The 14,141-nt window shown below is 63.7% G+C and carries 11 protein-coding genes; 8 read left to right on the forward strand and 3 right to left on the reverse strand.

Annotated elements, in window-relative coordinates; all coding sequences use genetic code 11:
• Nucleotides 1-23 precede the first annotated feature (23 nt).
• Entirely contained in the window at nt 24-1,160 is a 1,137-nt protein-coding gene (locus QZ408_RS10935; protein WP_292491526.1) for a glycosyltransferase family 4 protein, read from the reverse strand.
• A gap of 1,105 nt (nt 1,161-2,265) precedes the next feature.
• Complete coding sequence (locus QZ408_RS10940) at nt 2,266-2,568, reverse strand: hypothetical protein (protein ID WP_292491528.1); 303 nt, start codon at nt 2,566-2,568, stop codon at nt 2,266-2,268.
• A 273-nt stretch (nt 2,569-2,841) separates the two neighbouring features.
• Here QZ408_RS10940 and QZ408_RS10945 point away from each other — a divergent pair, with 273 nt between their 5' ends.
• From QZ408_RS10945 to QZ408_RS10980, 8 genes are all read left to right on the forward strand, one after another.
• Nucleotides 2,842-4,014 (forward strand): ATP-grasp domain-containing protein, encoded by a 1,173-nt coding sequence (locus QZ408_RS10945; RefSeq protein WP_292491530.1) that lies wholly within the window; start codon nt 2,842-2,844, stop codon nt 4,012-4,014.
• A gap of 1 nt (nt 4,015) precedes the next feature.
• Nucleotides 4,016-5,038: a polysaccharide deacetylase family protein gene (locus QZ408_RS10950; protein ID WP_292491531.1), complete on the forward strand. Its 1,023-nt coding sequence runs from the start codon at nt 4,016-4,018 to the stop codon at nt 5,036-5,038.
• A 179-nt stretch (nt 5,039-5,217) separates the two neighbouring features.
• Nucleotides 5,218-6,207 carry a GDP-mannose 4,6-dehydratase gene (locus QZ408_RS10955; protein ID WP_292491533.1) on the forward strand — a complete coding sequence of 330 codons (990 nt, stop codon included), beginning with the start codon at nt 5,218-5,220 and terminating at the stop codon, nt 6,205-6,207.
• 1 nt (nt 6,208) lies between these two features.
• Entirely contained in the window at nt 6,209-6,925 is a 717-nt protein-coding gene (locus QZ408_RS10960; RefSeq protein WP_292491535.1) for a sugar phosphate nucleotidyltransferase, read from the forward strand.
• 1 nt (nt 6,926) lies between these two features.
• Complete coding sequence (locus QZ408_RS10965; protein ID WP_292491537.1) at nt 6,927-8,087, forward strand: DegT/DnrJ/EryC1/StrS family aminotransferase; 1,161 nt, start codon at nt 6,927-6,929, stop codon at nt 8,085-8,087.
• A complete protein-coding gene (locus QZ408_RS10970; protein ID WP_292491539.1) occupies nt 8,084-8,719 on the forward strand; it encodes a PHP domain-containing protein in 636 nt (211 codons plus the stop codon). The genes QZ408_RS10965 and QZ408_RS10970 overlap by 4 nt, the downstream gene beginning before the upstream one ends.
• Before the next feature lie 158 nt (nt 8,720-8,877).
• Nucleotides 8,878-10,341 carry a DegT/DnrJ/EryC1/StrS family aminotransferase gene (locus tag QZ408_RS10975; RefSeq protein ID WP_292491541.1) on the forward strand — a complete coding sequence of 488 codons (1,464 nt, stop codon included), beginning with the start codon at nt 8,878-8,880 and terminating at the stop codon, nt 10,339-10,341.
• Complete coding sequence (locus QZ408_RS10980; protein WP_292491543.1) at nt 10,331-11,314, forward strand: GNAT family N-acetyltransferase; 984 nt, start codon at nt 10,331-10,333, stop codon at nt 11,312-11,314. The genes QZ408_RS10975 and QZ408_RS10980 overlap by 11 nt, the downstream gene beginning before the upstream one ends.
• A gap of 241 nt (nt 11,315-11,555) precedes the next feature.
• Here QZ408_RS10980 and QZ408_RS10985 read toward each other — a convergent pair whose 3' ends face one another.
• Complete coding sequence (locus QZ408_RS10985; RefSeq protein WP_292491545.1) at nt 11,556-13,040, reverse strand: flippase; 1,485 nt, start codon at nt 13,038-13,040, stop codon at nt 11,556-11,558.
• Nucleotides 13,041-14,141 lie beyond the last annotated feature (1,101 nt).

Genomic DNA, 14,141 nt, shown 5'->3' on the forward strand with positions numbered 1-14,141 from the left:
GTTCACTCCCCGGTCCGGTCCAGCTACGCCCGCTCCCCGGCCGCCTCGCAAAAGACCCGGTCGTAGACGCGAGCGCTCTTCTCCCAGGTAAAGAGGTCCCGCACCCTCCTCGGCCCGTTCTGCGCCATCAGCCGGTAAAGGTCCGGGTCGCCGAGCACCCGCACGATGGCGCCGGCGAGCCCCGGTACGTCCCCTGGCGGGACGATGAGACCGGTCACGCCGTCCTCGACGGCAAACGGTATCCCGCCGACGTCCGTCCCGATGACCGGTGTTCCGCACGCCTGCGCCTCTATCAGCACCATCCCGAACCCTTCCGCCCGGTCGCAACTCGGCAGGACGAGGAGGTCGGCGCTGTTGAAGTACAGGGGCACCTCGTCCTCGGGGATGAAACCGGCAAAGATCACGTCGCTCAGGACTCCTTCACTGGCGGCAAGCCTCCTGTAATGGTCGATGTAGTTCCCCCTGCCGGCGACGATCAGTTTTGCGTCCAGAGACTCCCTGACGGCCCGCATGGCCCGGATCAGGTACTGGACGCCCTTATGCTGGCTCTCTTTATCCAGGTGGCCCACGTAGAGCAGGATCTTCTCGTCTCCCAGGCGATACTTCCGGCGCAGAAAATCCGAGCGGTCGCCCGGGAACCGTTCGAGGTCGACGCCCGGGGCGGCGTAGCGCAGTTTCGGGAGGTGCTCCCGCAGGTGGGAAGACTGCCTCGCGTAATAATCCGACGTGGCGATGACCGTATCAGAGAGGCGGAGCGTCCGGGAACCGAGGAGCGGATAGTAGCATTGCCCGATGATCCGGGTCGGGAGGTCGTGCCCGGTCAGGTCGTTGTGGTAGGTCAGGACATAGGGGACCTGCATCCCGGCCGCTGCCCGGGCGGCTGCGTCCGCGATAAAAGGGACCGGCATATGTCCGTTCACGACGTCCGGGCGCTCCGACCGGATGAGGGCACGAAGCGCCCTCTCCCACGCGAGGCTGACGGGGGTGCTTGAGACCTTGAACTGGTAGGGCAGCCGGATCACCTCAAGGCCGCCGATCTGCTCGGTCTTTGCGGTGTTCTCCTCCTTATGCCAGTTGGAGGAGACGATGGTCAGGTCGTACCCGAATACCCGTTGCAGTCTCGTACTGATCTCGTAGACATATTTCTGCACGCCACCCATGTGCGGATAGAAATATGGGGTCACCACCATGGCCTTCACGCTCTATCGCCCTCCTGATGGGGTGAGAGTGCACAATCGCTCATATAAATGTATCTCCCGGCCTGCGGGGCTTTCAGGTCCCCCCGGACTCTCACCGGAGAGCAGGCGATGGTGGTGCAGCACCCCCGGCCCGGCCGCGGGGTAGGCAGAGGGGAGGCAACCCGGACGTGTACACGCCGTTCCGCCCCGTAGTGCATCGATTCCAAACGAACAGACCCTATCTGGCCTTTATCCATCCCCACCCATAGCGCTCCTCTTCGCCCCCCACCTGCCCGGGCGGGGACAGGTCCGGGCGTATATCCGGGGTGAGCCGTGCCCCGGGAGCGGTCCTCGCGCCGGTTTCCCGGGAGGAGGGGAGAGGGGGCCCGTATCCGGTTCTCCTCCGGGATCTCCCCATGGAGTGGACCGTGGTGGCTATCGCCATGGGGGGAGGGGACCCGTACGTTCCTCTCTGAAGCTTCCCTGACGGATACTCATACGCGTTCTCCGGCAACCCCACCCCGCCCGCGTTTCACAGGGTGAAATACCCATACGCTTCTCCGTCCTCCCATCCTGCCCCGCCCGGGCGGGCAGTGCGTGGCGATAGAGCCCTATCCGGTTCTCCTCCGGATCTCCCTGCAGAGTGGACCGTGGGATATCGCCATGGGGAGGGGACCGGGAGGGGGCTCGTCCCTCCCGGGCAAAATGGGCATCTGAAAGTTCCTTCCGGCAACCCCCACTCGCCCGCGCTGCGTTCCCTGCCTCCCGGGGCGAGGGCAGTCAGGGCGATACCCGGTGGGAAGCCGCGCCAGGGATAGTGCTGGCGGCAGTTTCCGGAGGGGAGGGAGCGGGGCCGTATCCGGTTCTTCTCCGGATCCTCCATGGAGTGGACCGGAGAGGGGTTTCCCACCCGCAGGCGGGGCACTGCATGTTCCTCCAAAGCCCTGCTCTCCGGGGGCAGGGACGGTGCATGGGGATACCCGGGAAAATCCGTGCCCGGGGATGCAAACCCCCGGACCGTGCGAAACACGATCGATGATCTCCTCCGTTGAGAGTGCCGGTAATTGAGAGTCGTTGCAGTAGTGGGCTATTTCATCTCACTTTGAGGGGCCTGGCAGGTGAAGAGGACCACCGCCTGCGAGAGGTTACCTCTCGCGAGCGGCTCTACCGGCATCCTGCCGATCGGTCTATCCCACACCCGGAAGGCCGCGCCCGGTGGCATCTCCGGGAGAGGGATCGCCCGGTGCAGAATAACGGTGGTTATGCCGGTACCGGGAGCCGTTCCGCCGGCTGCGATCTCCCGGGAGCGGTCTTTCTCCCCGCCGTCCGGGATTGGCCGCACCATCCCGGGGGCGGCATGTTCGGCGAACGCCTCTCCAGTCCCCGGCACCGTGATATACGTTTATCCTCCTGCGCCGGAAACCGTATGGTCTACAGGATTTCTCTCCCTCAAGGGCGCCGCCATTTTCTGGAATTATACCGCATATTGCATCTCGATGGTCCGGTTATCCCGTGATGGTGCGATGCTGTCCCGCTCATCCTTATGCCATCTCTCATTGTCCTGATACCGGATCGAAACCGCCGGGATTCAAGATAGATTTAAATATTCGAAAAGGGATCCATCGCTCGTCACAACGCATCATAGAGGCTTGGGGGGGAAGTGTTGAGTCGGGGAGCTGTCTTTGTAACCGACGCACAGATGCGCAGCTCTCTTGCGGTCATCCGGTCACTTGGCAAACAGGGACTGGACGTAACTGCAGGTGAAGAGACGCGGTGTGCGACGGGAGCTTTTTCAAGGTACTGCAAGCGGGGCCTGGTATACCCCTCGCCGAAGAAAGAGGAGGAGCGGTTCATCGGGTTTCTCCTCGACACCCTGAGGTCCAGGAAGATCGACGTGCTCTTCCCGGTCGCCGACGCCTGCTTAAAGCCCATCGTCGACCACGAAGAGGAGATCTCGCGGTACACCCGGGTCGCCCTGCCGCCCCGCGACGTCTTCATGACGGGCTATGACAAAGGCACGACCCTCCGTATCGCCCTCGACAACGGCATCCCCTGCCCGCGAACGTTCTTCCCGGAGAACCCGGACGATGCGGCCGGCATCGCAGAGGCGATCGACTACCCGGCCGTCGTCAAACCCCGCGTGAGTTCGGGGAGACGGGGTGTTCGGATCTGCAGGGACCCACAGGACCTCGTGCGGGCCTATGCGGCATCGAAAGTGGAGTTCGGCCCCGTGGTGGTCCAGGAGTTCATCCCCTACGGAGGAGAGCTCGGGGTCTACGCCCTCCTCAACGAGCGATCCGAACCGCGTGCAATGACCGTCCAGAGACGGATCCGCTCCTACCCGGTCTCCGGGGGGGCAAGCACCCTCCGGGAGACCGTCAAGGACGAACGTTCCCGGGAGGCCGCAGGGATCGCCCTCCGCCTCCTGAAGGCGATGCGGTGGTCCGGGGTTGCGATGGTCGAGTTCCGGGTCGATGCGCGTGACGGGAGCCTCAAACTCATGGAGGTGAACCCCCGCTTCTGGGGTTCGCTGCACCTCTCGATCCTCAGCGGCGTGGACTTCCCCTACCTCCTCTACCGGATGGTCATGGACGGGGATGTCGAACCGGTCCCGGATTACCGGGAGGGGGTCCAGTGCCGCTGGCTGCTTCCCGGGGATATCCTCTGGTACCTGAGCGCCCCGAAGACCTGGCAGAACCTCAAAGCGTTTCTCCGGTTCGATACGCCCGACGACATCCTGTCGCTGCACGACCCCGGCCCGACGCTGGGGTTCGCGCTCGCCACGGCACGCTACGCGCTCGACCCTGACATGTGGCGGTTTGTCCTGAGGCGATAACGTGACCGCCAACGCACTCAGCATCGACCTTGAGTTCTGGTGGTGCAACGAGTTCCTGAACGGATACCTGCCCCGCGACCGCGAGGATATGTTCATGGAATCGTTGAGGCCGCTCTTTGCGTCACTCGACGCGTTCAACGTCAAGGCGACGTTCTTTGTCCTTGGTGCCGTCGCAGAGAAGTATCCTGAGGTCGTCCACGAGATTCACCGAAGCGGCCACGAGATTGCGTGCCACGCCTACTCCCATAAACCGCTCTACTCGCTGGACCGGAGGGAGTTTGAGGGAGAACTCAGCAGGTCCCTCGAACTGCTTGCCGACTACAACCCGGTCGGGTTCCGGGCGCCGTCGTTCTCCCTGGACAACAGGACAAAGTGGGCACTTCTCTCGCTCGAGAAGTACGGTTTCCAGTATGACTCGAGCATCTTCCCGGTGAGGACCCAGCTCTACGGCGTCCCGGACGCGCCGGTCGGGATCTACCGGCCTTCCCGGGACGACCTCACCGTCCACGACCCCGACGGCCCGATCATCGAGTTCCCGCTCTCGATCGTCAGGCTCGGCATCAACATCCCCATCTCCGGAGGGTTCTACCTCCGTTCCCTGCCAAAACAGGTCCTCTCGTGGGGTATCGGCAGGGTGGCCGCAAAGAGGCCGGCAAACATCTACCTTCACCCCCACGACATCTACCCGGGCCCTCCCCCCCTGAAGGTGCCGCTTTTCTCGCGGTTCGTCACCTACCACGGCGTCCACACATCGCTTGAGAAACTCATCATGCTCTTGATGAAGTTCCCGTTCATGCCGATTGGAACGCTTCTTGACGGGATGTCGCTCCTCTCCCCGGAGGCCCCGGTCCCGGCGGTCTCCGCCCGCCCCCTCCGGGGGATGGGGGGGAGAGACGACCCGGCCGTCCCGCCGGTCAGCGCACCCACGCTGCAGCTGCAGTCCTTCGACGGCATCGGGCACCGGTATCCAGCCCGTGCCGGAAAACAGATCCGTGAAATGGGTGATCCCGATGAGACGTTGTAACGCCCGCCACGGACACCGGAGCGGCAGCCTCCGCGCCGGGCCGATGCGGGGATCTGCCGGAACCGGTATGCCCGGAGCAGGTGCGATCCCGGGTTTTGAGATAGTATTATATGCTGGATCGCGTATCCAGAGTCTGCTCGCAGCCATATGCGCGTTCAGAGTAAAAGGAGTCATGTTTGATGGACTGGACTGAAAAGAGAGTGCTTGTGACCGGCGCTGGCGGTTTCATCGGCAGCCACCTGACCGAGCGCCTGGTCGACCACGGCGCGGATGTGCGGGCGTTTGTCCGCTACAACTCAAGAAACGACCCGGGCCTCCTGCGGCTGCTCCCGGGAGAGAGGCTGGACCGGGTGCGTATCCTCATGGGCGACCTGAGGGATGCCGACGCCGTCCGGAGCGCTGTCCGGGACGTCGACGTCGTCTTCCACCTGGGTTCGCTCATCGCCATCCCCTACTCCTACGCCCGTCCCCGGGAGACGGTGGAGACGAACGTCCTCGGCGCGCTCAACGTCTTTGAGGCGGCCCGGGATGCCGGCGTCGAGAAGGTCGTCCACACCTCGACAAGCGAGGTCTACGGGACCGCCCGCTACGTCCCCATCGACGAGGACCACCCGCTCCAAGGGCAGTCCCCCTACTCGGCAAGCAAGATCGGGGCCGACAAGGTCGCCGAGAGTTTCTACCGGTCCTTTGACGTCCCCATCGCCACGATACGGCCGTTCAACACCTACGGCCCGCGGCAGTCGGCGCGGGCGGTGATACCGACGATCATCACGCAGGCGCTGGTGCAGGGGAAGGTGGCGCTCGGCGCGACGCACACGACGCGGGACTACACCTACGTCGACGACCTGGTGCGTGCGTTTCTCCTTGTCGCCGAGTCGCCGGGAACAATCGGGGAGACGGTCAACGTCGGATCGAACTACGAGATCTCGATCGGGGCCGTCGCCGAGATGGTTGCATCCCTCATGGGGAAGGAGATCGAGATCGTCACCGAGAGCGGACGCCTGCGGCCGGAGAAGAGCGAGGTCGAGCGGCTCTGGTGCGACAACACCCGGGCAAAGCGCCTCTTTGGCTGGTCTCCGGCTGTGCCCCTGGAAGAAGGGCTTTTGCGAACGATTGCATGGTTTCGGGAACACCTGGGCCTCTATCAGCCCAACCACTACGTGACCTGATATGAAAGCGGTTATTCTTGCCGGCGGCAAGGGAAGAAGGCTCGAACCCTACACGACCATCATCCCCAAGCCGCTCATGCCGATCGGGGATAAACCGATCCTTGAGATCATCCTCCGCCAGCTCCGGGAGCACGGCATCCTGGATGTGACGATTGCGGTCGGGCACCTTGCCGAACTGATCATGGCGTTCTTCGGCGACGGGAGCAGGTTCGGGCTCTCGATCACCTACTCGCGGGAGGACAGGCCGCTCGGGACCGCGGGCTGCCTCGGGCTCATCAGGGACGACCTCACCGAACCGTTCCTGATGATGAACGGCGACGTCCTGACGACCCTCCCGTTCTCCGGGCTTATGGACTTCCACAAAAGGAACGGGGCCGTCGCGACGGTGGCCCTCAACAAGAGGGATTACTTCGTCGATTTCGGTATCGTGGACACCGACGGGGATGAGAACATCGTCGGGTATACCGAGAAACCGGGGTTTGAGCACTTCGTGAGCATGGGTGTCTACGCGTTCGACCCAAAAGTCCTCGAGTACATCACGCCGCACGACTACATCGACTTCCCCGACCTGATCAAGGTCCTGCTCGCGGCGGGTGAGCCCGTCAAAGCCTACAAGTACGCCGGCTACTGGCTGGACATCGGGAGGGTCGACGACTACAAGAAGGCGAACAACGAGATCGCCGGGCTTTATGGGACGCTGGGCGTCGGGGGCGAGTGAGATGGCGTGGAAGATCCCCTTATCCGATATCGCTATGGGCGGCGATGAGGTCGACGCGGTCAGGGACGTCCTGCAGTCGAGGTGGCTCTCGATGGGGCCGGTGACGGAGGAGTTCGAAGCGGCCTTTGCCCGGTACCTCGGTGTCAAACATGCGTTTGCGGTCTCGAACGGGACGGCGGCACTGCATATCGCCCATGCGGTGCTCGGCATCAGCAGCGGCGACGAGGTCATAACCCCGTCGCTCACGTTCGTCGCGACGGCGAACTCGGTCCTCTACTGCGGCGCGAGACCGGTCTTTGCCGATATCGCCGGCCCTGACGACCTGAACGTGGCGTGGGAGGATATTGCGGCGAAGGTCTCGCCCCGGACGCGGGCGATCACCGTTGTCCACTACGGGGGGTATCCCTGCGACATGCAGCCGATCCTGGATCTTGCCCGCGACCACGATCTCCGGGTCGTCGAGGACGCGGCGCACGCGGTCGGTGCGACCTATAAGGAGAAGATGTGCGGGACCATCGGGGATGTCGGGTGCTTCAGCTTCTTTGCGAACAAGAACCTCGCCACCGGTGAAGGGGGCATGGTCGTGACGAACGACGACGACCTTGCCGAACGGATCAGGGTCATGCGCTCGCACGGCATGACCACGCTGACCTGGGACCGGCACCGGGGGCACGGGTACAGTTACGACGTCACCGCTCTCGGCTACAACTACCGGATCAACGAGGTCGCGTCCGCGCTCGGCATCGTCCAGCTCCGGCGCCTCGCGGAGAACAACGCGCGACGGAAGCGTATCGCCGCCCGGTACCGGAAGATGCTCGAGGGGGTTGAAGGCATCGCGTGCCCCTTTTCCGGGAAGGTCGACGGAGAGTCCTCCCACCACATCTTCCCTGTCGTCCTCCCCGGGGATCTCCCGAGGGCCGGACTCCAGGCAGCGCTGAAAGAGTTGGGAGTCCAGACGAGCATCCATTACCCCCCGATCCACCTCTTCACCTACTACCAGAGGCTGCTCGGGGATACCTCAGGATCGCTCCCGCAGACGGAGTTTGTCGGGGAGCACGAGATGACGCTGCCGCTCTACCCCGGCATGACCGACGAGGAGGTTGAGTACGTCTGCGCCGCAATCGCCGGTGCCGCACCGGGCGTTCTCCGGGGGACGGGATGATCGCCGACCTGCACATCCATACCCGCTGCTCCCGGGACTCGCTCATGGACCCGGCCAGGGTCGTGAAAGTAGCCCGGATGCGGGGCCTCGCTGCCATAGCCGTAACGGACCACAACACCATCCGCGGGGGTCTTCTTGCCCGGGAGGCGAACCCTGATGAGGGCTTTGAGGTCGTCGTCGGTGCTGAGATCAAAACGGAGTACGGCGACGTCCTGGGCCTCTTCCTCGACCGGGAGATCACGGCGCGGCGGTTTGATGATGTGGTCTCCGAGATCCGTGCCCAGGGCGGCCTTGCGGTCCTCGCGCACCCCTACCGCCGGTACCCGTCACCTGAGCGCCTTGCTGGAAGGGTGGACCTCGTCGAAGGGTTCAACAGCAGGTCGAGGCGGCAGGCCAACGCACTCTCGATGACGCTCGGGCGGGCCTCCGGGAAGGGGACGGTCGGCGGGAGCGATGCGCACGTCTACGCAGAGATCGGAAGGGGTGTGACGGTCTATGCCGGGGAGGAGATCGAGGAGGCGCTCCGGGCCGGGCAGACTGCCGGGGGAGGCCGGGAATCGAACTACTACGTCATGCACGGGCTGAGTTGCGGCATCGAGAGACTGAAACGCCTGGCCCCCGGCCGGGGTTGAGTGGTTGCCGGCGGGCGTCTCCTCCCCGGGATCTGGTTTCCCGGAGTCCCTTTGATCAATACCGGTCGGTATCGGTCCCGCCAGGGTTTCGCGAAGGGTTATAGTTATATATTTGGATTACAATCATCGCTCCGTATCTACCGGCCTGGGGGAAAGGAATGTTAGCACGGTCTCGAGCATACCTGAACGTAGAACAGATCGTCGGTACTCTATCACGTGAGGACCTTGAGGATGAGAGCCATGTCAAAGCCTTTGAGAACCAGTTTTGTGATTACATCGGGGCAGAACGGTGCTATGCGACCAACCAGGCCCGTGCAGCCCTGTTGATCGCGTTACGGGCTCTGGACCTCTCATCGGGCGACGAGGTGCTTGTGCCGGACTTCACCTACGAGGGCGTCGTCGACGCCATCCTGGAGTCGGGGGCGACCCCGGTCTTCGTCGAACCAGCACTTCGGGACTTCAACGTCCCGGCGTCGCATTTTGTGGAGAAGATGACGGAACGAACACGGGCGGTCATTGCGACGCACCTCTTCGGGATCCCCTGCGAGATCGGGGACCTGCCGGCGATCGCGAGGGAGAACGGTTGCGTCGTCATCGAGGACTGCGCCCAGTGCCTCGGCGCGGAGTATAAAGGAAGGCCTGTCGGGTCGTTTGGGGACTTTGCGGTCGTCAGTTTCAATTACGAGAAACACCTCACAACCGGCGAAGGCGGGATGCTGGCTGTCAACAACCCCGCCTTCGCCGGGGACGTGGAGCGGGTCGTCGAGTCCTGCACGCGGGTGCCGCTCCACGACGAGAAGTGCTACGTCTACGGTATGCTCGTGCAGCATACGGCCACGGAGCGGACGGTCTATAAACGGGATCTTCTTGCCTACTTCGGCCAGAACTGCTGCCGGGACGACCCGGAGATCTTCGGCCTTATGGACGACCTGGTGCTGCAGTGCGAGGCGTGGGAAGATATCCGGGCCGCCCTCCTCCCGCACGTCGAGCGCGAGATCGAGCGGGCCGGCTACGTGCCGCCCCACATGAGGAACGCGGCCGTGAGGAAGGTACTCCGGCGCGCAGAAGAGGTCAGGTCACGGGTCTTCTGTCCGCCCATCAGGACGATAGGGTCCGGCAACCTGCTGATGGGGGCTCCGCGGGCCCTTGTGGGGGCCCTGGGGCTTTTGGATCTCCCGGCGGTGAACGCAGCCCGGAACAGGAACGCCCGCCTCTTTTACGGCGCCATGCAGGATACCCCGGGTTTTCTGCTGCCGGAAGTCTCCCCCGATAAGGTGCCAGCGTTCCTCAAGTGCAACGTCCTGAACCAGACACATCACCCGCTCTCTCTGATCATCGGGAGGGCGCGGGACCGGGGATACGAGGTGGGGAACATCCAGTGGCCGAGGCCGGTGCACCTGCTGCCCCGGTTCCGGCACGTGCTGGAACGGCAGCGGGGCGCGTTCCCCCTGACCGGGTACGTGACCGGGCGGATCATCAACATCCCCATCCACTGCAGCGTGGCCCCGGAGGATATCGAGGGTATGGCTGCCTGCCTTCGCGAGTTTGCCGGCGGCGCCGGGCCCGGTGTGGGGGATCGCCTGAGGGTTCCCGGGGAAGAGGCAGTGACGCATGGAGTTTGATTACACCGATTCCGTCTCTCCGGACGTCTGGAGATCGTTTCTCAGCGGCGGGGAGAATGTCTATTTCTTCCAGACCCCCGAGTGGGCGAAGGTCATGGAGGAGGCGTTCGGCTACCGGGTGGCGACGAGGCTCTACCATACCCCTGAAGGCGACGTCCTCATCCCGATGATGGAGTCGCGGCGGTTCGGGTTCTCCGTCTACCAGTCCGTCCCTCACGGGTACGGCGGCATCTTCTCGCCTTCGGGCCTCTCGGGCAGGGTTCTCCCGGACCTCATCGGGAGCATGGTCGGGGGGAGGCACCTCTCCCTCGATCTCGCCCTGCCGCCGGGCGTCGCGCTGCAGGCACAGGGAGCCCCCGGTATCCAGAAGACGCTGTCCGAGTGGAACTATACCCATATCCTGCGCCTGGATGGCCCCGATAGCGCGGTGGAGCAGAGGTATAACAGGCATGCGCGGCGGGATATCGGCATTGCCGAGCGCAACCACGTCGAGATCGTCAAAAAGGATAGCCTCGCGCAGTTTCAGCAGTATTACGCCCTCTACGAGATGAGGGCACGGGAGTGGGGATACCAGGAGCCGCCCTATCCCCGGGAGGTCTACGATCTCCTCCACCGCTACGGCCGCCCGTACGTCCAGGTGCGCCTGGCGGAGATGCACGGCGCGGTGATCGGGGGCCTCGTGACGTTCGAGTACGCTGATACAGTGTTTGCGTGGAGCAACGCAGCCCCGGCGACATCCCGCCCTTTCCGCCCGGTGCACCTCCTCCTCGACGACGCTCTGCGGTCTGCGCAGGAGAAGGGATTCTCGCTCGTGAACTTCGGGGGGAGCGGGAACCTCCTCGGGGTTCGGAAGTTTAAAGAGAGTTTCGGGGCCGTGCAGGTCGACCTTGAGACCTACCGGATCGCGTCCCGGCTGGCGTTGCTCGCGCGGACGGGCTGGTGGCCGGGGTATCTCCGGAAATCTTCGGGATAATCCGGGGTGATGGAACCCCGTTCCGGTCTCATCTTCCCCGCCCCGGTCCGTCTCCCGGGCTCGTTCTTTCTGATGCAGGGATAGCCCGGATCAGGTCCTTGCCCGGGTAGTAGGCTGTGGTGGCTATCGCCACAAGGCGACCTTCCAGGACGACGGATGGATCATAATGGTCTGTTCCAGCGGATGCCCTGGATACCCATTGAGTGTTTCATCCCGGCTGAACAACCCGGGATATACCTGCTCACCGCCCATTGAGGCGCCGTGTCGCGATACGCCCGAATACCGGGGAGATTGTGTTGACGATCTCCACTTTATCCTCCGGTGTCAGCAGGAACCGGTAGGCGTAGACGCCGTACAGGCCCGAGAAGATCGCCGCGAGGATGTACGGATGAACTGTGTCCCGCAACAGGAGGAAGGCGATGAAAAATACGCTGACGACCAAAAACGTCTTTATGATCATCGCGGACTCGATCCGCACGTCAAAGACGCGGCGGAGCACGTAGAGTATCAGCACCGCAAGCAGCGTGCACGCTCCGGACGTGCCGATAGCCGCACCGGTTATGCCAAACAGGGGGATGAGCGCCACGTCGAGACAGACGTTGACCACCGCCACGAAGATGTTCACCTTCGAGGAGAGCCCGGGCCTGTTCATGGCGCTGACGGCCGGTCCGACGGAGGATACCGCCCCGAATACGATCATACCGAAGACGAGGATGGTGAACGCAGGCACGGCCGGCAGGTAGGCGGGGCCGAAGATGAGCCCGATGATCGTATCGGCAAGGTAGATGAGGACGAGGCCCATCATCGAGAGGAGGATCAGACAGTACCTGATCGACCTGTTTATCACGGCCTCGACGGCATCCCGGAGCCCTTTGCTGTAATACTCCGATATCGCCGGGTAGTTGACCGTGGAGACCGAACCGGGGAGCGAGAGGAAGGCCACCCGGGCTATCGCGATCGCGACCGCGTACCGGCCGACGTCGATCTCCGTCAGCATGTACCCGATGAGGAGCGTATCGGTGTAGGTGTTGATCAGGTAGACCGCGCTTGCGATGAAGACCCGGCTCCCGAACGCGAGCATCTTCGCTGATGTCTCCCGGTAATCCGAGACCGAGAGGCGGAAGTGCCGGCGGACGATCGAGACGACGAAGGCGAGCGTCCCGACCTCGGTGAGCAGCAACGCAAGGACTGCTCCTCCGGGACCGAGGCCTGCGGCTATGAACAGCACCACCAGCACGATCAGGAGGAGCGCGCGGATCATGAACCGGAACGAGTAGGACCGCATCTCCCGTAGCCCGTTGAGGAGACCGAGGAGCGTTGTGTTGACGATTGCAAGCGGCACGGCAGCCGCGGCGATCCGGATGAGGCCGGAGAGTTCCGGCATCCCGAAAGATCCTGCAATCTCCCCGGCGAAGAAGAAGAGAGCGAGGCCGGCCGCGGCCCCGAGCACGAATGCATTGATGACCCCCGCGGTGACGACGGCATTCAGCCGCTCCTGCTCGCTCCTGTAGTCGGCCACGTACTTCACGACCGTCTCGGGGATGCCGAGGCCTGCGATCAGCGTGGATATGGTATAGACGGTCAGCGTCAGGGTGTACAGCCCGAAGTCCGCCGGACCGAGCCAGCGGCTCAGCACGATGTTTAAGAGAAAACCCGAGCCGAGGGTGACGATCTGGCTGACAAACACCCAGCTGATGTCGAATGCGAACCTGGTAGATTCCTTCATGGGTTGTCGGGTCCGGTCAATGGCGGTATTGATGTACTGCCGGTATTTATACTGTTCTCCGGATTCGGGATGATGCGGGAAGGTGCGGCCGGACCCCGGGGCCGGCGGAGGATTTCGGGGAGAACATCCCGGGGTTTGGGAGAGAGAAGATACCCCGCCGGTATGAGATCCACCCTCCGGTATGCAGGACAGGCGGCTATTACTCCTGGAGTGAAAAGATACGGGCATCCCTCTGCGGGGAAGGGGAGGACCCCCGCCCCGCCTCCCCCCGGGAAACCGGTGTCAGAACGGGAAACCGCCGTCAGCGCCGCTCCCGGGCACGGCTGCCCACCAGATATCGCCATGACTGCCCCCGCCCCCGGGTGGGGGCGGGGGCAGTCATGGCGATATCCAGTGGGAAGCCGTATCCGGTTCTTCTCCGGGATCTCCCCGTGCAGTGGACCGTGGTGGCTATCGCCACGGGGGGTGGGGACCCGTACGTTCCTCTCCGGCACCCCCACTCCGCCCGCGCTTCGCGCTCCTCCCCCGCCCCCTCCCGGGGGCGAGGGCAGTGCTGGCGATATCCGGGGGAAAGCCGTGTCAGGGAATACTGCTGGCGCCGGTTTCCCGGAAGGATAGGCAGGGGAAAACCGCCCTGGAACTGGTTCTCCTCCGAGATCTCACCGTGCAGTGGACCGTGCAGTGGACCGTGGTGGCTATCGCCACGAGGGGTGGCGGCTCGCGGGGAGAGGGCGAGCCCCCTCCCCGGCCTCTGCCTCGTGGCTTCAGCATCCGGACTCAATCCCTCCAGATTGCCATCCACCGGTAACCCCTCTCGGAGGGGGGGCAGCACGTAGGGATACCCGGGACAAGCCGTCTCCCGGGATGCAAACCCCCGGATAGTGTGGAAAAAACCACATGATGCCCGCGGGGCCACAGGCATACCGGATAAAAATATTGGGGGCCATTTTCATACGAAAACGATCGATGCCTCCCCCGTTGAGAGTGCCGATAATTGAGATTCGGTGCACTACTGCTTGTTGCCGCCTAAATCCCTGCGTCCCATATGCCGCCGTTCGCATCCTTCGCCCTCTTGTGCATGCACTGCTTCGGTGACGTTCC

Source organism: Methanoculleus sp. 10 (assembly GCF_913757945.1).
Taxonomy (GTDB): Archaea; Halobacteriota; Methanomicrobia; order Methanomicrobiales; family Methanoculleaceae; genus Methanoculleus.

Excerpts from the sequence above, each read along its gene's own strand:
- QZ408_RS10935 (WP_292491526.1), bottom strand. The coding sequence starts at position 1,160 with ATGGGTGGCGTGCAGAAATATGTCTACGAGATCAGTACGAGACTGCAA.
- QZ408_RS10955 (WP_292491533.1), top strand. The coding sequence starts at position 5,218 with ATGGACTGGACTGAAAAGAGAGTGCTTGTGACCGGCGCTGGCGGTTTC.
- QZ408_RS10960 (WP_292491535.1), top strand. The coding sequence starts at position 6,209 with ATGAAAGCGGTTATTCTTGCCGGCGGCAAGGGAAGAAGGCTCGAACCC.
- QZ408_RS10965 (WP_292491537.1), top strand. The coding sequence starts at position 6,927 with ATGGCGTGGAAGATCCCCTTATCCGATATCGCTATGGGCGGCGATGAG.
- QZ408_RS10970 (WP_292491539.1), top strand. The coding sequence starts at position 8,084 with ATGATCGCCGACCTGCACATCCATACCCGCTGCTCCCGGGACTCGCTC.
- QZ408_RS10975 (WP_292491541.1), top strand. The coding sequence starts at position 8,878 with ATGTTAGCACGGTCTCGAGCATACCTGAACGTAGAACAGATCGTCGGT.
- QZ408_RS10980 (WP_292491543.1), top strand. The coding sequence starts at position 10,331 with ATGGAGTTTGATTACACCGATTCCGTCTCTCCGGACGTCTGGAGATCG.
- QZ408_RS10985 (WP_292491545.1), bottom strand. The coding sequence starts at position 13,040 with ATGAAGGAATCTACCAGGTTCGCATTCGACATCAGCTGGGTGTTTGTC.